Raw genomic sequence first — 15,340 nt, 5'->3', positions numbered from 1 at the left:
GGTAATCTAATGAGTGATTAGATTACTTTTCATCTGATGTATTCGGGCGTTGATACCATGGGTTACGTTCATCCGTCAGTTCAATTAGGCTGTATTTACGACCTAGCTTCTGCCCGCCATCGCGAGTCAATGGCTGCCAGCTAAAGTTCGCACGGTTGTTGCTTGGTTTCACCGTCATGATGTCGAATGGAATCGAGATGTAGAAGCCTTTCGTAAAGCTACCTTCGCCGAACTCATCTGCAGACAAGTCACTAATTGATGCAAACGCCCCAGCGATCACGCCACTCTTGAATTGCTTAGAGACGTTCACTTGCGTACCGACATCACCTGCTAGGAACTGGCCTACATCGACTTGAATCATCAAATCTTGTAGGAAATCCCATTGAGGGTAGTAGTAACCCGATACAAAGCCAGTAAAGCCTTTATCTACCACTTGGAATGGACGGCCGTATTCAGGGATATGCTGCCACTTCTCATCATAAACACCAAAGTAGCTTTCAGGATCACGTTGAGAAACTAAGTTAACATCAGCACCAAGCGCCCAGTTTGCGCCTTTTGGACGGTATAAGAACTCTGTACCTACACCCGCAAACATACTTTCTAGATAACCAGCGTAAAACTGCTGGTCCATGGTATCGGAGTACTCTTGGAACCAAGTCAATTGAAGGTTCGACATAGTTACCGCGTGTTCATTCTGATAAGCACGGAACATAGTACGTACACGAGGAACACTTGTGCCATCTGGTGGTGTTACGTAGTTAAACTTGTCGTAGTTGTTGTACCAATCCCAGTACAGCGAACCGCCGATTTCTAAATTGTCCGTTAGCCAGTAAGAAGCGTTGCCGCTCAAACCAACACTAAACAAGTAGAAGTCTTCTGGGTTACCCAAGGTTTGAGCAAGTTTTGGTGCAAAGCCCCAATCAAAACGCTCAAATCCATCGTAAGCAGGTTTGCCCTGAGGCTTATTGCTTGATGTAGACGTCGCATCTTCAATATTCGGGTTGATGTAGTTCACTTCAGCAAAGTCACGGTACTTATCTTTTGAGATAACCGTTTGATCGCCGAGCAAACCACGGCTGCGTTCATTGATAGTAAAGGTATCAATGTTGTCTGGCATCTCGTTGTAAAGAACTGCAGCTGCTTTTTCATGCGCTTCGTTGCGGTCGCGATACTTCTTCTGTTCACCAACAACGGAGACAGTATTGGCTTCAACATAGAGCTGGGTATTTTGGTAGCCAGCGACTTTATCCAGCTCCTCGGTAACGCGATCCCAATCGACATCAGACAGTTGCTCTGGTTGCTTGTCTTCAACTTCTGGCGTTGGTGTATCACGCCAGAAAGACGGCATGTCATTGAAGTTTGTGTCAAGGCTCACGCCTGCAACCAACGTGTCGCCACGTTCATAACTCAAACGCAAATCCGCCATGTGACCTAAACGATAAAGTACACCAAAGTTCCAAGGTGTGTGGGGCGTCATGTCTATGCCACCGCGTACCACTGGGAAATCTTCACTGTAGTCATTACTGTCGTATTCAAGCTTGAAGCGTAGTGGGGCATGAAGTGTCTGATATTCCACACCACCGAATAGGGCTGCGGGACCTTTAAACCAACGCTCAAAGTCTACGCTACCGCCATTGCCTTTAAAGTCGGAAGGGCGTTCACAGAAACTGTCTGACAATTTACAAGCCGGGTTACTGATATTGTCACGTGTTCCAAGGTAACCCCAGCCCATACCTAAGGTGAAATCAAAGGTACCAAGGTTCGGGTTAGAGTAGCGTTTTGTTGCAGCAACAAACTCACCATCAAATAGGCCAGTACCCGCAAAGTCACGAATACCAACAGAAAGCTCTGGTAAGTATTCAGACTCTTCTAATAAACGAACTTTAAAATCGATGCCTTTGTCGGTGTACTTGGTATCACCAGAGAAGCTTGGGTCGTCGCTATAGAAAAGGTCGTTCACCATGGTGTAACGAATAGTCGTTTCTAGCCAAGGCATCACTTGCAGGGTCACATTGTAAAATAGGTACTCATCGCTACCAGTGACCGCAAAGTTAAACTCACCTTCAGGAGCCATACGGCCAGTTGGCATTTGCATTAAACCCACACCACCAAAGTCCATCTGTGAAGGTTGCAGTGGTGGTGCCTCGAAAGGCATATCTTGAGCCCAAACCAACGCTGGACCCATTAAAGAAAGCGATAAACTGGTTCTTATCAGGTTCATATTTAATTCTTCGACGATGTTGGTTTACGTTGTGACAGCAGTTTGACGATATCTTGATCCATTGGCGACTGTTCAAAATCGTCAAATGGGATATAGACCATGGTCAAAGGTGGTAAATAATATTGTTTGGTTAACCAACTGCCATGATGAGGGGTAACCACCTCACCATTTGGATAGATTAAAATAGGCGGCTGAGCCAGTTCACCAACCTCACTGCTTTTTAGGCTATCGATCTGTTCATGCAGAGGGATACCAGCTAGATTTTTGATGGCATAAACCTTGCCCACATTGCCCACATACAACACTTTTTCTGCTCGCTGAGGCGCACTTAAGGCAAACTGACCTTTTAAAAGCGGGTTATCAAATTTGTCTAAGCGAATTTGATCAACATCGACGGCGGAAAGAACGCGAGGCGCAAACTGACTTTGCTGGATAAAATTGTAAAATGGATGACTAACGAGGTTGTATTGAATCATTTGGTTCAACACGGCGTTTTTTAACGCCAGACTCTCTTGCTGTGCCTGTTCTGAATCATCAAACAAACTAATCGCAAGAGGATATTGCAAGACAACGTTCTGCTCTTGTGCGAGCTTCAGGATGTTGTCTAAACGAGTTGGCTGTTCAAATTGTAAGGCTTTTCCAGTACCCACTAATTCAACTTGTAATGGCGGTAAACTTTGGTTCTGGGCTAAAGCAGGTACGGCGGTAATACCGACAACACCCACTAAGCTTAGTAAAGAGAGCAGTCGCTTACTCATGATTTGCTGTACCCTTTCAAAATGGTCAATTCAACTGGCACCATGTTTGGTCCCAAGTGCTGACGTGTTTTCACCACTTGTCCATTACTGTCTACCCAGTAGGTGTTCTCTATGCTTTCCTCTAGGCTTGGAAAAGTGACGAGCTCAGTATAAACGTCGGTTTCTGTCGATGAAATAGGAGTGGTTATCGTCTCTTTGCCTTGACGTGATCGCTCTACCTGAGCTTGAAAGCCGTAACGGTATTGCTCAGACCAATCGTAAGACAGCGCATATTGAACAGATGATTTTGAGTAAGCAGGCACATCACCGTAGACACCGGCTAGGTTAGTGGTTTGTAATCCAATGGTTTTAACAATATGGCCATTCTCTGTTACCACCATCGCTTTATCGGCACTGACCCATTTGAGTTGGGTTTGTCCCGTTAGTGGGTTTGATTCTGCAAAGGCTAGAACAACAAAGACTTGCTTTTGGCTGCCGATTTTTAGATAAGCGCTGGCATAAGGAACGGCTTCAATTTCTTCTGGTGTCAGTTCAACATCGATGTAGTTGCCATAAGCTTCTTGAACGGTCGCCGAGACATCATTGAATTTCTGAGTACACCCAAAAGTGAGGCTTAATACAGATAAAACAACAAGTAAGCGCATCCATTTTTGCGATAGAAAGGTATTCATTATTCCCTCGTACAAATAAAATCGCCCTGAAATAGTTCAGGGCGATTTATCTAGTTCAACTTAAACGAATTAGTTCGTAGAAGTAGAAGTAGAAGTAGAAGTAGACGTTGAAGTTGAATCGCTGTCTGACGCTGCAACTGCTACTACAGTTACTGCTGCTGCTGCACCTATTGCTACTGCAGTTGTACCAGTTGCAGATGCTGCTGCTGTGCCAGTAGTACCAGCTTCAGTCGCTGCGAATGCAGTTGATGCGCTTAGAGCCATAAGAATAGCTAGAGCTGTGTTCTTCATTATTAATCCTTGTATTTCAGATTTTAAAACATCGATGTTTGGTCTGTTTAGAACATACCATCTGTCATTTTAGTTAAAAAACAATCAGCATGTAAATAGTTTCCTATGGAATTTTACCAAGTTCTAAAGAATGCGTCTCATTGAAAAGACAATTTATTTGCAGGCGGTTTTAGTGATTTTAACTAGAGCTTACTGGTGTAATGACGGATAACTCGGCCATAAGTAACACTAACCTGTCAATATCGAAGTAAGTAGCGACTTGACATTCGAGATAAGTACAGTGTTACGTTTTGTTACACTTAGGCGACTAATGCCCAGAGTGTCATTGCTCTCAAAAACAAGAATGCCTATTCTCAAACGTTAGAGTGAGCCCCTTGCCGTTTTGCGCTAATCCATGCATAATTTGCCAGCTTTTATGCCGTGCTTATCAAGTATAATTTTTTTTGATTTTCTTGTCACAAAAGCGACGCTTTAAAAAAGCACTTATATCAATAAGCCGAGCAGCTCGGTAATCAGCGAACAGTGGCTACGCGTAATGCCGCAGGGCGGTAGCGTGAAAACGCACAAGCAAACAGACTAAAGAGTTAACAGACATTCACTGCGTGCGTCATTCATGTGCAGCGGTCAGTCAATACCCAAGGAACACTTACGTGATGAACAAACGACCATGGCTAGGGGCGTTGAGTGCAATCAGCTTAGGCTTGTGCTCATTTACGGCCTCAGCAGATTTTTATGCAGGTGCGTTAGTGAGCTACTCTAATGCCGAATATCACCACTCTTCTATTTCTTCCGTAACCGAAGGCAATCCATTCCTTCTTCAAGCGCAAGCAGGCTATTTCTTTAACGATTATGTCGCGTTAGAAGCACGTTACGGCACCTCAGTACAGCGCGACAGCGGACTTGCAGTAGACAGCTTAGCAAGTGGTTTTGTTAAGTTGAACATGCCGGTTTCTGAACGTTTCGCACTTTACGGACTGGCGGGTTACTCCAGTGTCCAAATTGATCAACAGAACATTGGTTCTAATAAAGATCAAGGTTTTAGCTTTGGTTTAGGTATGCATTACGCCTTAGATAAGCACAATGCGGTTGTTTTCGAGTTTGTTGACAATACATCAGAAGACCAAGTTCGTTTGAACGCCCTGACACTCGGCTTTCAGCACCGATTTTAATTAAAAGACCTAGTGCCTAGTTTTAGTAACTAGGATTTTTTAACTCTCGATTTAAATAGCGAATTATCATGCTTAAAGGATATTTCTCGATTGCCGCTTGTGTTTTGGCAAGTGTTTTTGCTTCATTCAGTCATGCACAAACTCCAACCCCGGAACAAATGCAAATGTTCCAAAGCCTACCTGCTGACCAACAACAAGCACTAGCAAGTAAGTACGGCATTTCTCTCCCTTCTGGCTCTTCTTCTCAGCCGAGTAACTATCAAAACCCTCAAGTGATTGATCCTCGTCCAGAGGTGAGTAATGCCAATCAAACAGATAAAATGAATTTAGCGAAAGACGAAGAGTTAAAACGCTTCGGCTTGGATCTGTTTGCGGGTTCACCAACAACATTTGCCCCAGTGAGTGATGTGCCTGTTCCTACGGATTACACAGTCGGTGCTGGTGACGAAATTGTTATTCAGCTGTTTGGTAAAGAGAACACTACCCACCGTTTACGAGTAAATCGTGCGGGTACCATCAACTTTCCATCTCTTGGTCCAGTTCAAGTTGCAGGCATGAGCTTTTCCGATGTTCGTGACTCACTAAACCAACGTGTAAAAGAGCAAATGATAGGTGTGCGTAGTGATATTTCGCTAGGTGAAATGCGAACTATGCAAGTGTTTGTAATGGGTGATGCTTACAAACCAGGTGCTTACACCGTCAGTGCTCTAACTACCATTTCTCAAGCCATTTATTACAGTGGTGGTTTTGGTGAGAGCGGTGCACTACGTAACGTGCAGTTAAAGCGCAATGGTCAGGTAATTCGCAAGCTTGATATGTATGACCTATTGCTGAAAGGTGACGCGCGCAACGATGTTCGACTGTTACCTGGCGATGTGGTCTTTATTGGTGCTGTCGGTAATACCATCGCTATTGATGGTGAAGTAAACCGCCCTGCAATCTATGAAGTGAAATCAGGTGAAACCTACAAGCAAGCCATTCAAATGGCAGGTGGTTTTACTGCCAACGCTTATAGTGACCAAATTGAAGTCAAACGTTATGCAGCAAAGGGTGCTCGCGATGCATTAACCTTGAACTTCAGCCAGTCACACGATCAACAAACTAAAGTCAAAGATGGCGACGCCGTTAATGTACTGAAGAAGAGTGAGGAGCTAACCCGTTACGTGCAAATTGAAGGTGATGTTCGCCATCCTGGATTTATCGAATGGAAGAGCGGTTTGCGCGTCGCTGATTTGTTCCAATCAGTAGATACATCATTTAACTCCACTGCCGATGTTAACTATGCAGTTGTTGTCCGCGAGATTAACCCACAACGTGACATCGAGGTTTATCAAGTTAACCTCGCTAACGCGATTCTTTCTCCAAGCAGTGAAGATAACCTAAAGCTGAACTCGCGTGACCGAGTACTGGTATTTAACCGTTTCAATAATGAAGATTTAGATACCCTTGCAGATCAAGACACGGTGACTAAAGCGAAAACGCTTGAGCAGGCTCAATTTAAAGCCGAGATGGATCAACAAAAAGAGCAAGAAGTGATGAGCTCTTCTGTTGCAATATCCTCAGCGACAGACAATATGTCTATGGGACGATCTTCAACTGAAGAATCAGAACAACCGAAAATCATATTCCGTGGCAAAAAAATTACCAAAGAAGACTTTGATGCGTTGAAGCAAAACACTCGTCGAACTTTACTTGCTCCGGTACTTTTGCAGCTCCAGCAGCAATCTCGTTTAGGTTTAGCGCCACAAATCACCGAAGTATTTGGTGAGGTTAAACACCCAGGTCGCTACCCACTCACACCACGCATGTCAGTTTCTACTCTAATCGAAGCAGCTGGTGGTCTAACGTACAATGCATTTACCATCAATGCCGAACTGTCGCGTACTGTGATTAGCAGCAAGGACGAGCGCGCGTCTATCGACGTAGAACGCATTGACTTACGTAAAGCGATTCAAGGCAATACAACTGCTGACGCAATTCTTGTTGGCCGTGACCGTCTAAATATTCTTGAAAAACCGAATGTTAAACTACAAAGCACAGTAACTCTGCAAGGCGAAGTTCGTTTCCCTGGCTCGTACACGGTTCGTCAGGGTGAGACCTTAGGTGAGTTACTTGAACGTGCTGGTGGTTTGACAGAATTTGCTCATCCTCAAGGCGCAATCTTCACGCGCGAGGCACTTCGCCTACAAGAGCAGAAGCTACTAAACCAATACGCTGCAGATATGCGTGCAGAAACTGCGAAGAAAACCTTCCGAGCAGACAGCAATATGAGCTCGGTGATTTCTGATCCGGATAAAACGTTGAAGTTTGTTGAAGAAGCTAGCCGTAGCAAAGCGCTTGGCCGTATGGTAGTGCAGCTTAATCGCATCTTGAAGGACGAGCGCTCAGCTGACTTTATGTTGGAAGACGGCGACTTCTTATTTGTGCCGACATACCGCAATACAGTATCGATCATGGGCGAAGTTCAGGTGCCAATCACGTACTTGTTGGATAACAAGCTAGACGTGAATGACTACCTAAACAAAGCTGGTGGCGCGAAAAAACAAGCAGATGAAGACCGTATCTTTGTCGTGCGTGCTGACGGCTCAGTTTACAAACCAGCGTCTGGTTACTGGTTTGGTAACAACCATGAAGAGCTAAAAGCGGGCGATACCATTGTAGTGCCAATTGATACTGACTACCGTGACGCATTGAGCACCTGGACGGCAGCAACGCAGATCCTTTACCAAACAGGTGTAGCGATCAACGCGTTGAAGTAACGAATTACAAAGCCATACAATTCAGCTTAAACAGGATTAGAAATTTAACTTTAGCAAGAGCTTATGTAATGATTGGAGTTACATAAGCTCGGCTTTGTTAATATTAATAATCTAGTGTGGAAATGAGACTGGACATTCTTTGACAGGATAATATTCAGTATTCCGTCATTCCAGCGAGCCTAAGCGAGACTAGGAATCTAGTCGCAGTATGGTGGCTGAAATCAATTTTACCAATCTCTGAATTCCACATAACGAACCTCAGAGCTTAGGATTAAAGACCCATGGAACAACAAAAAGAATCCAACCCAAACTACCTACCGTATCCACCTCAATCTCAGTCCACAGATGATGAAATCGACTTGCGTGAACTGTTCGGCACATTGTGGAAAGGAAAGTGGATCATCATTGCGACTACATTTGTTTTTACAGTTGGTGCGGTACTTTATGCACTAAGCTTGCCAAATATCTACAAATCGGACGCATTACTTGCACCAGCAGAAAGCTCAAGTGGTGGAGGTCTTTCAAAAATGGCTGGTCAACTCGGCGGATTAGCAGCACTAGCAGGTGTTAACCTTGGTGCCGGTGAATCTTCTCAAACGGATTTAGCTGTGCAAGTAATGAAGTCACGCCAATTTGTTGAAGCATTCATCAATAAACATGATTTACTTGTACCATTAATGGCGGCAAAAGATTGGGATTTAGCTAATAACAAACTCATTTTTGATGAAGAACTCTATAACCCAACTACAGGTGAATGGCTGCGTGAACCCGATGGACTGCGCGGTGTAACTCCAACGGCACAAGAAGCGTTTGAAGTATTCAATAAAGAAACGTTGAGCATTACTCAAGATAAAGAAAGCGGCTTATACACGGTATCGGTAAAACACTACTCACCCTATATTGCTCAGCAATGGGTTAACTGGCTGATTGAAGACATCAACAAAGTAATGCGTGAACGTACAATATCGGAAACTTCGCAAAACTTAGCTTACTTAAATACTCAGCTACAAAAAACCGCCGTAGCCGATATGCAAAGCACCTTTTATAAGCTGATAGAAGAACAAACCAAAAGTCTAATGCTTGCAGAGGTACAAGAAGAGTTTATCTTCAAAGTTGTTGATCCGGCAGTGGTACCAGAACTAAAAGACGGCCCGAAACGTGCTCTAATCTGTGTGTTAGGTACATTGCTTGGTGGCATGCTGGGCGTAGCAATTGTATTGATACGTTTTGCTTTTCGGAAAGAAGATACAGAGGAACTAAGATCTAGGACTTAGCCCTTGGTGTTACCTACTGGACCAGTTTGGTAAGATAGGTGAAATCAAGGAATTACAATGAGATAGTAAAATTTGGTTGTCTCATTTTGAATAAAATGTGTCTCAGATGTAAATAACTCTCTGAGACAAAGAGTGTTGTTAACGAGAATGAAAACAGTAATTACTTACGGAACGTTCGACCTTTTTCATGTTGGGCATGTGCGCTTACTCAAGCGTTTGAGTCAGCTAGGTGACAGGTTGGTTGTTGGGATATCTTCAGATGAGTTTAACGAGCTTAAAGGGAAAAAGTCCTTTTTCTCATACGCTGAGCGAGCCGAGATTGTTGCCGCATGCCAGTATGTTAATGAAGTGTTTCCAGAGCACGACTGGGAGCAAAAACAAAGTGACGTGCAACGCTTTAATGCAGATATCTTTGCCATGGGTGACGACTGGGAAGGCAAGTTTGACTTTCTGAGCGAGTACTGTGAAGTTGTTTACTTACCTCGCACTGAGAATGTGTCTACTACAGATATCAAGAAAAAGCTGTCGTCTTTGAAGAAGACCGATTTGGATAAAATTGAGAGCTCATTGCACAATGTAATTGAGATTGTGAAAGCAATGACATAAATCCGGGTGTTAGAAGTGCGAAGAAAGGCTCTTCCACCTAACTTAATAACATATAGAACGAACAAAGGTAGGTCGATTTTCACAATGTCTAAGGCATAGAAAAATCTTGTGTACCTATGATTGAACGATGACTTACAAAACTGACAAAAGCACAATTGCCAAGAACACGATCTATTTATATGTTCGTCAAATAGTGATCGTACTGATCACTCTATTTAGTATTAGAGTTGTTCTCAATAATCTTGGCGTTGTTGACTATGGTATTTACAGCGTTGTCGCAGGTGTAGTGACTTTGTGCTCGTTTTTAACTACGAGCATGGCGTCTGCGACTCAGCGTTATTTTTCGTTTGCATTAGGTAAGGATGACGACAGCACACTTAAACAGACATTTTGTGTGAATTTGGTCATTTATGTCGCTATTGGTGCGTTGGCGTTACTTGCCCTTGAGTCTATTGGCTTGTGGTTCGTACAAGAGCATTTAAGCCTCCCTCCAGAAAAGTACGCTACAGCCCAAGCTCTATACCAATATTCTATTGTCACGCTGATTTTTGGGATATTTTCTGCCCCGTTTCTGGCGATTATCATTTCTCATGAGAGGATGCAGTATTTTGCAGCAATCTCTATTATGGAGGCGATATTGAAGCTTGTGGCAGCGATATCGTTGAGTGTTTACGGTGGTGATCGGCTCGAATTCTATGGGCTATTGCTATTGGCAGTTTCTATATTTGTCTTTTTGGCTTACTTTGTCGTTTGTATAAAAAGCTTTAAAGAGTGCCAGTTTAAACAGTGGTACTGGAACCAAAAGCTGTTTTCAGACATTATCGCTTTTACTGGTTGGACTCTATTTGGTCAATTCACTACGGTCGTCAGGATGCAGGGAGTGACCATTCTCGTCAATCAGTTCTTCTCTCCTGCGACAGCGGCCGCCCGTGCTATTGCTATTTCAGTTTCTTCGCAAGTTAGTGCGTTCTCAAACGCATTTAACACTGGTCTTTACCCTTCAATAATTAAAAACCATGCGGCGGGGAACACCAAAGAGCTACATGATATCGTCTTTGTTGGCTCAAAGTTTACCTTTTTCTTAATGTGGGTGTTTACTCTACCGCTGATTGTGGGAATGGAGTTGGTTTTGTCGCTGTGGTTAGGAGATCCCCCGCAGTTCGCCGTGTTGTTCACTCAACTGGCTATGGTTGAGATGTTGATCATGTCCATCAGTTTACCTCTAGCCACGGCTGCTAGAGCGCCCGGTAAAATGCGTGGCTACGAGCTAACACTGGGAATAATGCAGCTACTGATTATTGTGATTGCTTATTTCACCTTAAAACTTGGTTATCCAGCTTACAGCGTTTTTGTCATTGCTATCGTGATGAACCTACTGATGTTTTTAGTGAGACTGCTCATAGTTTCTCGCCTCATAGCTCTCTCTACTTTGAACTACGTTCGTGTCGTACTCAAGCCAGTATTTTGGGCTGTGATATTTCCTACTTCGCTGGTTATTATGGTCGGCGACTATTGCAAAGGTAGCGACATACTTCAGTTTGCTTACCTGATCTTAGTTTTTTTCGCAGCTGTAACCTCTGTTATTTACTTGGGGATGAATACAAGTACTCGACGTGAGTTTTTCAATGTCATCAACAATAAGCTACGAACTAAGTTAGGTGCAAAATAATGAAGATATTAATTATGGGCGGCACCGGAGCCATGGGGGCGCACCTCGTCAGTAAGTTAGCAGAGGGCTCTAACCAAGTATACGTAACGTCTCGTCGCAGTAGAGCTAACAATGGGAATATTCAGTATCTTACTGGAAATGCCAAAGACGACGGTTTCATGAAGCCTCTTTTGGAGTCAAAGTGGGATGTTATTGTAGACTTCATGATCTACAAGACAGACGAGTTTGCCTCGCGTGTTGAGCGACTGCTTGTAGCCACCGAACAATATGTTTTCATTAGCTCAGCAAGAGTATATGCAGATAGTACGGGCTTAATCTGTGAGGACTCACCTAGGTTGGTTGATGTATCCGATGATTCTACTTACCTAGCCACGGATGAGTACGCATTAAGTAAAGCAAGGCAAGAAGACTTGCTGTTTAATTCGGGACTTAGCAATTGGACGATCATTCGCCCCTATGTTACCTACAGTGAGCAACGACTTCAACTGGGGGCTCTAGAGAAAGAAGGGTGGCTTTATCGGGCGGTTAAAAATAGACCCGTAGTCATTAATCAGGAAATGTTAAATAAGACAACGACTTTGACGTATGGAAAAGACGTCGCTAACTCGATGGCTGCGCTGTTGGGGCATAAAGGTGCTCTGGGTGAAGCTTTTCACATTACCAGCTCTGAGTCGCTGACTTGGCAAGCAGTGTTAAAGGTTTACTCTCGTGTCTTGCAAAATGATGTCGGTATGGAACTAAAAGCTTGCTCAAGAGAGCTAGAAGACATCAAACGCTGGCATAGTGCTCAGTATCAAATCGACTATGACCGCATGTATAATCGGCAATTTGATAATACTAAGATTAACCAGTTTGTTAGCACCTGCGATTTTGTTAAGCCCACAGATGGGTTAGAGTGCTGTCTTAGTGAGTTTTTGAAAGTACCCAAGTTTGGCTACGTTGATTGGTGTGCCGAGGCAAAAAAAGACAAGCAAGTAGGTTGTGATACATCTTTAACTGAGCCGAAAGGATTAAAGAATAAATTGAAGTACGTTATTTTTAGGTACTTTTTGAAATAGGTATAACTCTATGTTTACAAGAGAAAAAAATGCTCAAATTGTCATGTCGTTGTTAAAGCAACATGGAATCAAAAAGGTAGTTGCTTCCCCAGGAAACACTAATGTCGCATTTATTGGTAGCATTCAAAATGACCCTTACTTCGAAATGTACTCGGCTGTTGACGAGCGCTCGGCGGCTTATATGGCGTGTGGGTTAGCGGCAGAATCAGAGGAACCGGTTGTCATCAGTTGTACTGGCGCTACAGCCTCCAGAAACTATTTGCCCGGCTTGACTGAAGCTTACTATCGCAAACTACCAGTGTTGGCGATTACCTCTACTCAGGATACATCAAAAGTGGGTCACTTGGTTGCACAGGTCATTGATCGAAGCAGTCTGCAAAATGACGTCACAAAAGTCAGCGTGTCTATGCCAATTGTTAAAGATGCCGACGATGTCTGGGCTTGCGAAGTCAGTGCTAATAAGGCCATTCTAGAACTATATCGCGATGGCGGTGGCCCTGCTCATATTAATCTGTTTACAAATTATAACCTTCCGTTTGATTGTAAAGTCTTACCTACTTCGCGAGCTATTCATCGTCACTTTATCGATAGTGGCAACCTACCTGAACTCAAGGGTAAGGTAGCCGTATTTATTGGTTCACATCCTAAGTGGGAACAAAAACAAACTGAGGCATTAGACGCCTTTTGTGAAGCGAATGATGCTGTTGTCTTTTGTGATCACACAAGTGGCTATAAGGGTAAGTATCGCTTGCTGTTCTCTTTGGCGGCAGGACAAGAGTATATGGATAACTCGGCGTTAAGGCCTGATATCTCTATTCACATTGGTGAAATAAGCGGCGACTATCCAAGTCTAAGAATGTCAGGAAAGCAAGTTTGGCGTGTCAGTCGAGATGGTGAGTTACGTGATACTTTCCGCAAGTTGAAGCATGTATTCGAAATGCCAGAGTCGCTATTTTTCAAGAAGTATACTCAGTCGAACTCCCCGAACAACAGCTATTATCTTACCTGCAAGGATTATCTGTCTTCATTACGCGAGAGCATGCCAGAGCTGCCGTATTCTAATATTTGGGTCGCTTCACAACTTGCTACTCACCTACCACCGCACTCAAACTTGCATTTAGGGATCCTAAATAGCTTACGTTCTTGGAACTTCTTTGAAGTTCCCGAAACTGTCGATGTATGCAGTAACGTGGGGGGATTTGGTATTGACGGAATTCTATCTTCTTTGTTAGGTGCGTCGCTAAATAATGAAAGCAAACCTTATTTTTGTGTACTTGGTGACCTTGCGTTCTTCTACGATATGAACACGCTTGGGAATAGACATGTTGGCAAGAACCTTAGAATCCTGATGATCAACAATGGTAAAGGCACTGAATTTAAGCAGTACAACCATCACGCAGCTTATTTTGATGATGCTGCGGATGAGTATATTGCGGCGGCCAATCACTTTGGGAACAAATCGAAAACTTTGGTTAAGAATTTCGCTCAGGATCTCGGCCTCCAATATTTGAGTGCTTCGACGAAAGAAGAATTCATCAAAGCCAAAGAGCAGTTTTTATCGGTTGAACCAATGAAGCAATCGGTGGTGTTTGAAGTTTTCACCGACAGCAGACTTGAAAGCAAGGCATTGGAAAAGGTGCTTAATATCAAGCAAGACTCAAAGCTTTTACTTAAAGGTAAAACCAAAAAAATGATTGGTCATAAAGGGATGAGCACAATTCGAAAAATCGTTAAAGGTAGCTAAATGAAGGTTTGCATTCTTACTCAGCCATTGCATAAGAACTATGGTGGTTTACTTCAGGCATACGCGCTGCAGAAAGTTATTCGTGACAATGGTCATGATGTATACACTGCTGATATTCCGTTTCGAAAGCCAAGGCTTTTTGGCATACCTTCATTTGCTAAAGCCTGTGTAAATCGTTATCTGCGAAATAAGCCTGTGGCTAGACTTTGGCCTTTATCTAACCAGGAAAAGGCGCGAATTCAAAAAGAGACCGATAGATTCATCGCAGAAAAGCTAACGCTTACAAAGCCCGTTGATTCGGTAAGTAAAATCCAGCAGTTGGATGAATACCAGTTTGATGCCTTCGTTGTAGGGAGCGACCAGGTTTGGAGGCCGTTATACTCTCCTGGGATCATGACTTATTTCTTCGATTTTTTGGAAGGGAAGCAAAACGTCAAACGTATGTCCTATGCTGCTTCATTTGGTATAGATAATGCGGCTGAGTATTCACCAGAGCAAATCAAACAAGTGTCACACCTGTTGAGTAAATTCGATGAGATCACCGTGCGTGAAAGCTCGGCAGTCGATTTGTGTAGTAATGTTTTTGGTGCTTCAGCGACGCACGTTGTTGATCCTACGCTACTACTCGACAAAGAGACTTATATCAATTTAGTTGAGCAAGATAACCCCCCTCACTCCACAGGCGACCTGTTCGTATACGTGCTTGACCAACGAGAAGATAAAAGAAAAGTCATCGACTTTGTGTTAGAGCTGACTCAATTAACCGAGTTTACCGTGCTACCCGAAACACCTTACGAGACTTACCCTGCAGTAACGCAGTGGATTCGTGGCTTTATGGACGCCAATTATGTGGTGACCGACTCATTCCATGGCGTCGCGTTTTGCATTATTTTCAATATTCCATTTATTGCAATAGGCAACGAGTCGCGTGGCCTTGCTCGGTTTACCTCAGTATTATCTAAGTTTGGTTTACTTGACCGATTAGTGACATCTGTCGATGATATTTCAGCCGAACTTGTTGCAAAAGAGATAGATTTTGCCGCGGTTAATATAATCAGAGAGCAAGAGAAAAAAAGCGCTAAAGATATCCTAGCGTCTGTTTTAACTAATTAGGGCTACT

General features: G+C 43.5%; 12 protein-coding genes. 8 read left to right on the top strand and 4 right to left on the bottom strand.

All coding sequences use genetic code 11. From position 1 onward, the window contains the following. Nucleotides 1-22: 22 nt before the first annotated feature. From VJL_RS07450 to VJL_RS07435, 4 genes are all read right to left on the bottom strand, one after another. On the bottom strand, nt 23-2,221 hold the full coding sequence (locus VJL_RS07450) for a YjbH domain-containing protein (RefSeq protein WP_038876882.1): 2,199 nt from the start codon (nt 2,219-2,221) through the stop codon (nt 23-25). 2 nt (nt 2,222-2,223) lie between these two features. Further along, nucleotides 2,224-2,979, bottom strand: coding sequence for a capsule biosynthesis GfcC family protein (locus tag VJL_RS07445; RefSeq protein ID WP_038876879.1), 756 nt, complete (start codon nt 2,977-2,979; stop codon nt 2,224-2,226). Beyond that, nucleotides 2,976-3,650, bottom strand: a complete 675-nt coding sequence (locus VJL_RS07440; protein WP_038876876.1) for a YjbF family lipoprotein — start codon at nt 3,648-3,650, stop codon at nt 2,976-2,978. Before VJL_RS07440 ends, VJL_RS07445 begins: the two co-directional genes overlap by 4 nt. Before the next feature lie 69 nt (nt 3,651-3,719). Next, nucleotides 3,720-3,941: a hypothetical protein gene (locus VJL_RS07435; RefSeq protein WP_038876874.1), complete on the bottom strand. Its 222-nt coding sequence runs from the start codon at nt 3,939-3,941 to the stop codon at nt 3,720-3,722. 653 nt (nt 3,942-4,594) lie between these two features. Here VJL_RS07435 and VJL_RS07430 point away from each other — a divergent pair. The 8 genes from VJL_RS07430 to VJL_RS07395 all read left to right on the top strand — a co-directional run bounded on the left by VJL_RS07430 (nt 4,595) and on the right by VJL_RS07395 (nt 15,333). Continuing rightward, the gene (locus tag VJL_RS07430; protein ID WP_038876872.1) at nt 4,595-5,110 is read left to right on the top strand and encodes a porin family protein; all 516 of its coding nucleotides are present in this window, start codon (nt 4,595-4,597) and stop codon (nt 5,108-5,110) included. Between the two features lie 68 nt (nt 5,111-5,178). Beyond that, a complete protein-coding gene (locus VJL_RS07425) occupies nt 5,179-7,869 on the top strand; it encodes an SLBB domain-containing protein (protein ID WP_038876870.1) in 2,691 nt (896 codons plus the stop codon). Between the two features lie 281 nt (nt 7,870-8,150). Further along, entirely contained in the window at nt 8,151-9,143 is a 993-nt protein-coding gene (locus tag VJL_RS07420; RefSeq protein ID WP_038876869.1) for a Wzz/FepE/Etk N-terminal domain-containing protein, read from the top strand. A gap of 147 nt (nt 9,144-9,290) precedes the next feature. After that, on the top strand, nt 9,291-9,749 hold the full coding sequence (gene tagD / locus VJL_RS07415; protein ID WP_038876865.1) for a glycerol-3-phosphate cytidylyltransferase: 459 nt from the start codon (nt 9,291-9,293) through the stop codon (nt 9,747-9,749). A gap of 127 nt (nt 9,750-9,876) precedes the next feature. Beyond that, nucleotides 9,877-11,418 (top strand): lipopolysaccharide biosynthesis protein, encoded by a 1,542-nt coding sequence (locus VJL_RS07410; protein WP_050568828.1) that lies wholly within the window; start codon nt 9,877-9,879, stop codon nt 11,416-11,418. Then, nucleotides 11,418-12,476: an NAD-dependent epimerase/dehydratase family protein gene (locus tag VJL_RS07405; protein ID WP_038876863.1), complete on the top strand. Its 1,059-nt coding sequence runs from the start codon at nt 11,418-11,420 to the stop codon at nt 12,474-12,476. The genes VJL_RS07410 and VJL_RS07405 overlap by 1 nt, the downstream gene beginning before the upstream one ends. Before the next feature lie 10 nt (nt 12,477-12,486). Continuing rightward, a complete protein-coding gene (locus VJL_RS07400) occupies nt 12,487-14,220 on the top strand; it encodes a thiamine pyrophosphate-binding protein (RefSeq protein ID WP_038876862.1) in 1,734 nt (577 codons plus the stop codon). After that, complete coding sequence (locus VJL_RS07395; RefSeq protein ID WP_038876859.1) at nt 14,221-15,333, top strand: polysaccharide pyruvyl transferase family protein; 1,113 nt, start codon at nt 14,221-14,223, stop codon at nt 15,331-15,333. It begins immediately after the preceding gene. Nucleotides 15,334-15,340 lie beyond the last annotated feature (7 nt).

The sequence above is a fragment of the Vibrio jasicida CAIM 1864 = LMG 25398 genome (assembly GCF_000400365.1).
Lineage (GTDB): Bacteria > Pseudomonadota > Gammaproteobacteria > Enterobacterales > Vibrionaceae > Vibrio > Vibrio jasicida.
This window is presented reverse-complemented; position numbering and strand designations above follow the sequence as displayed.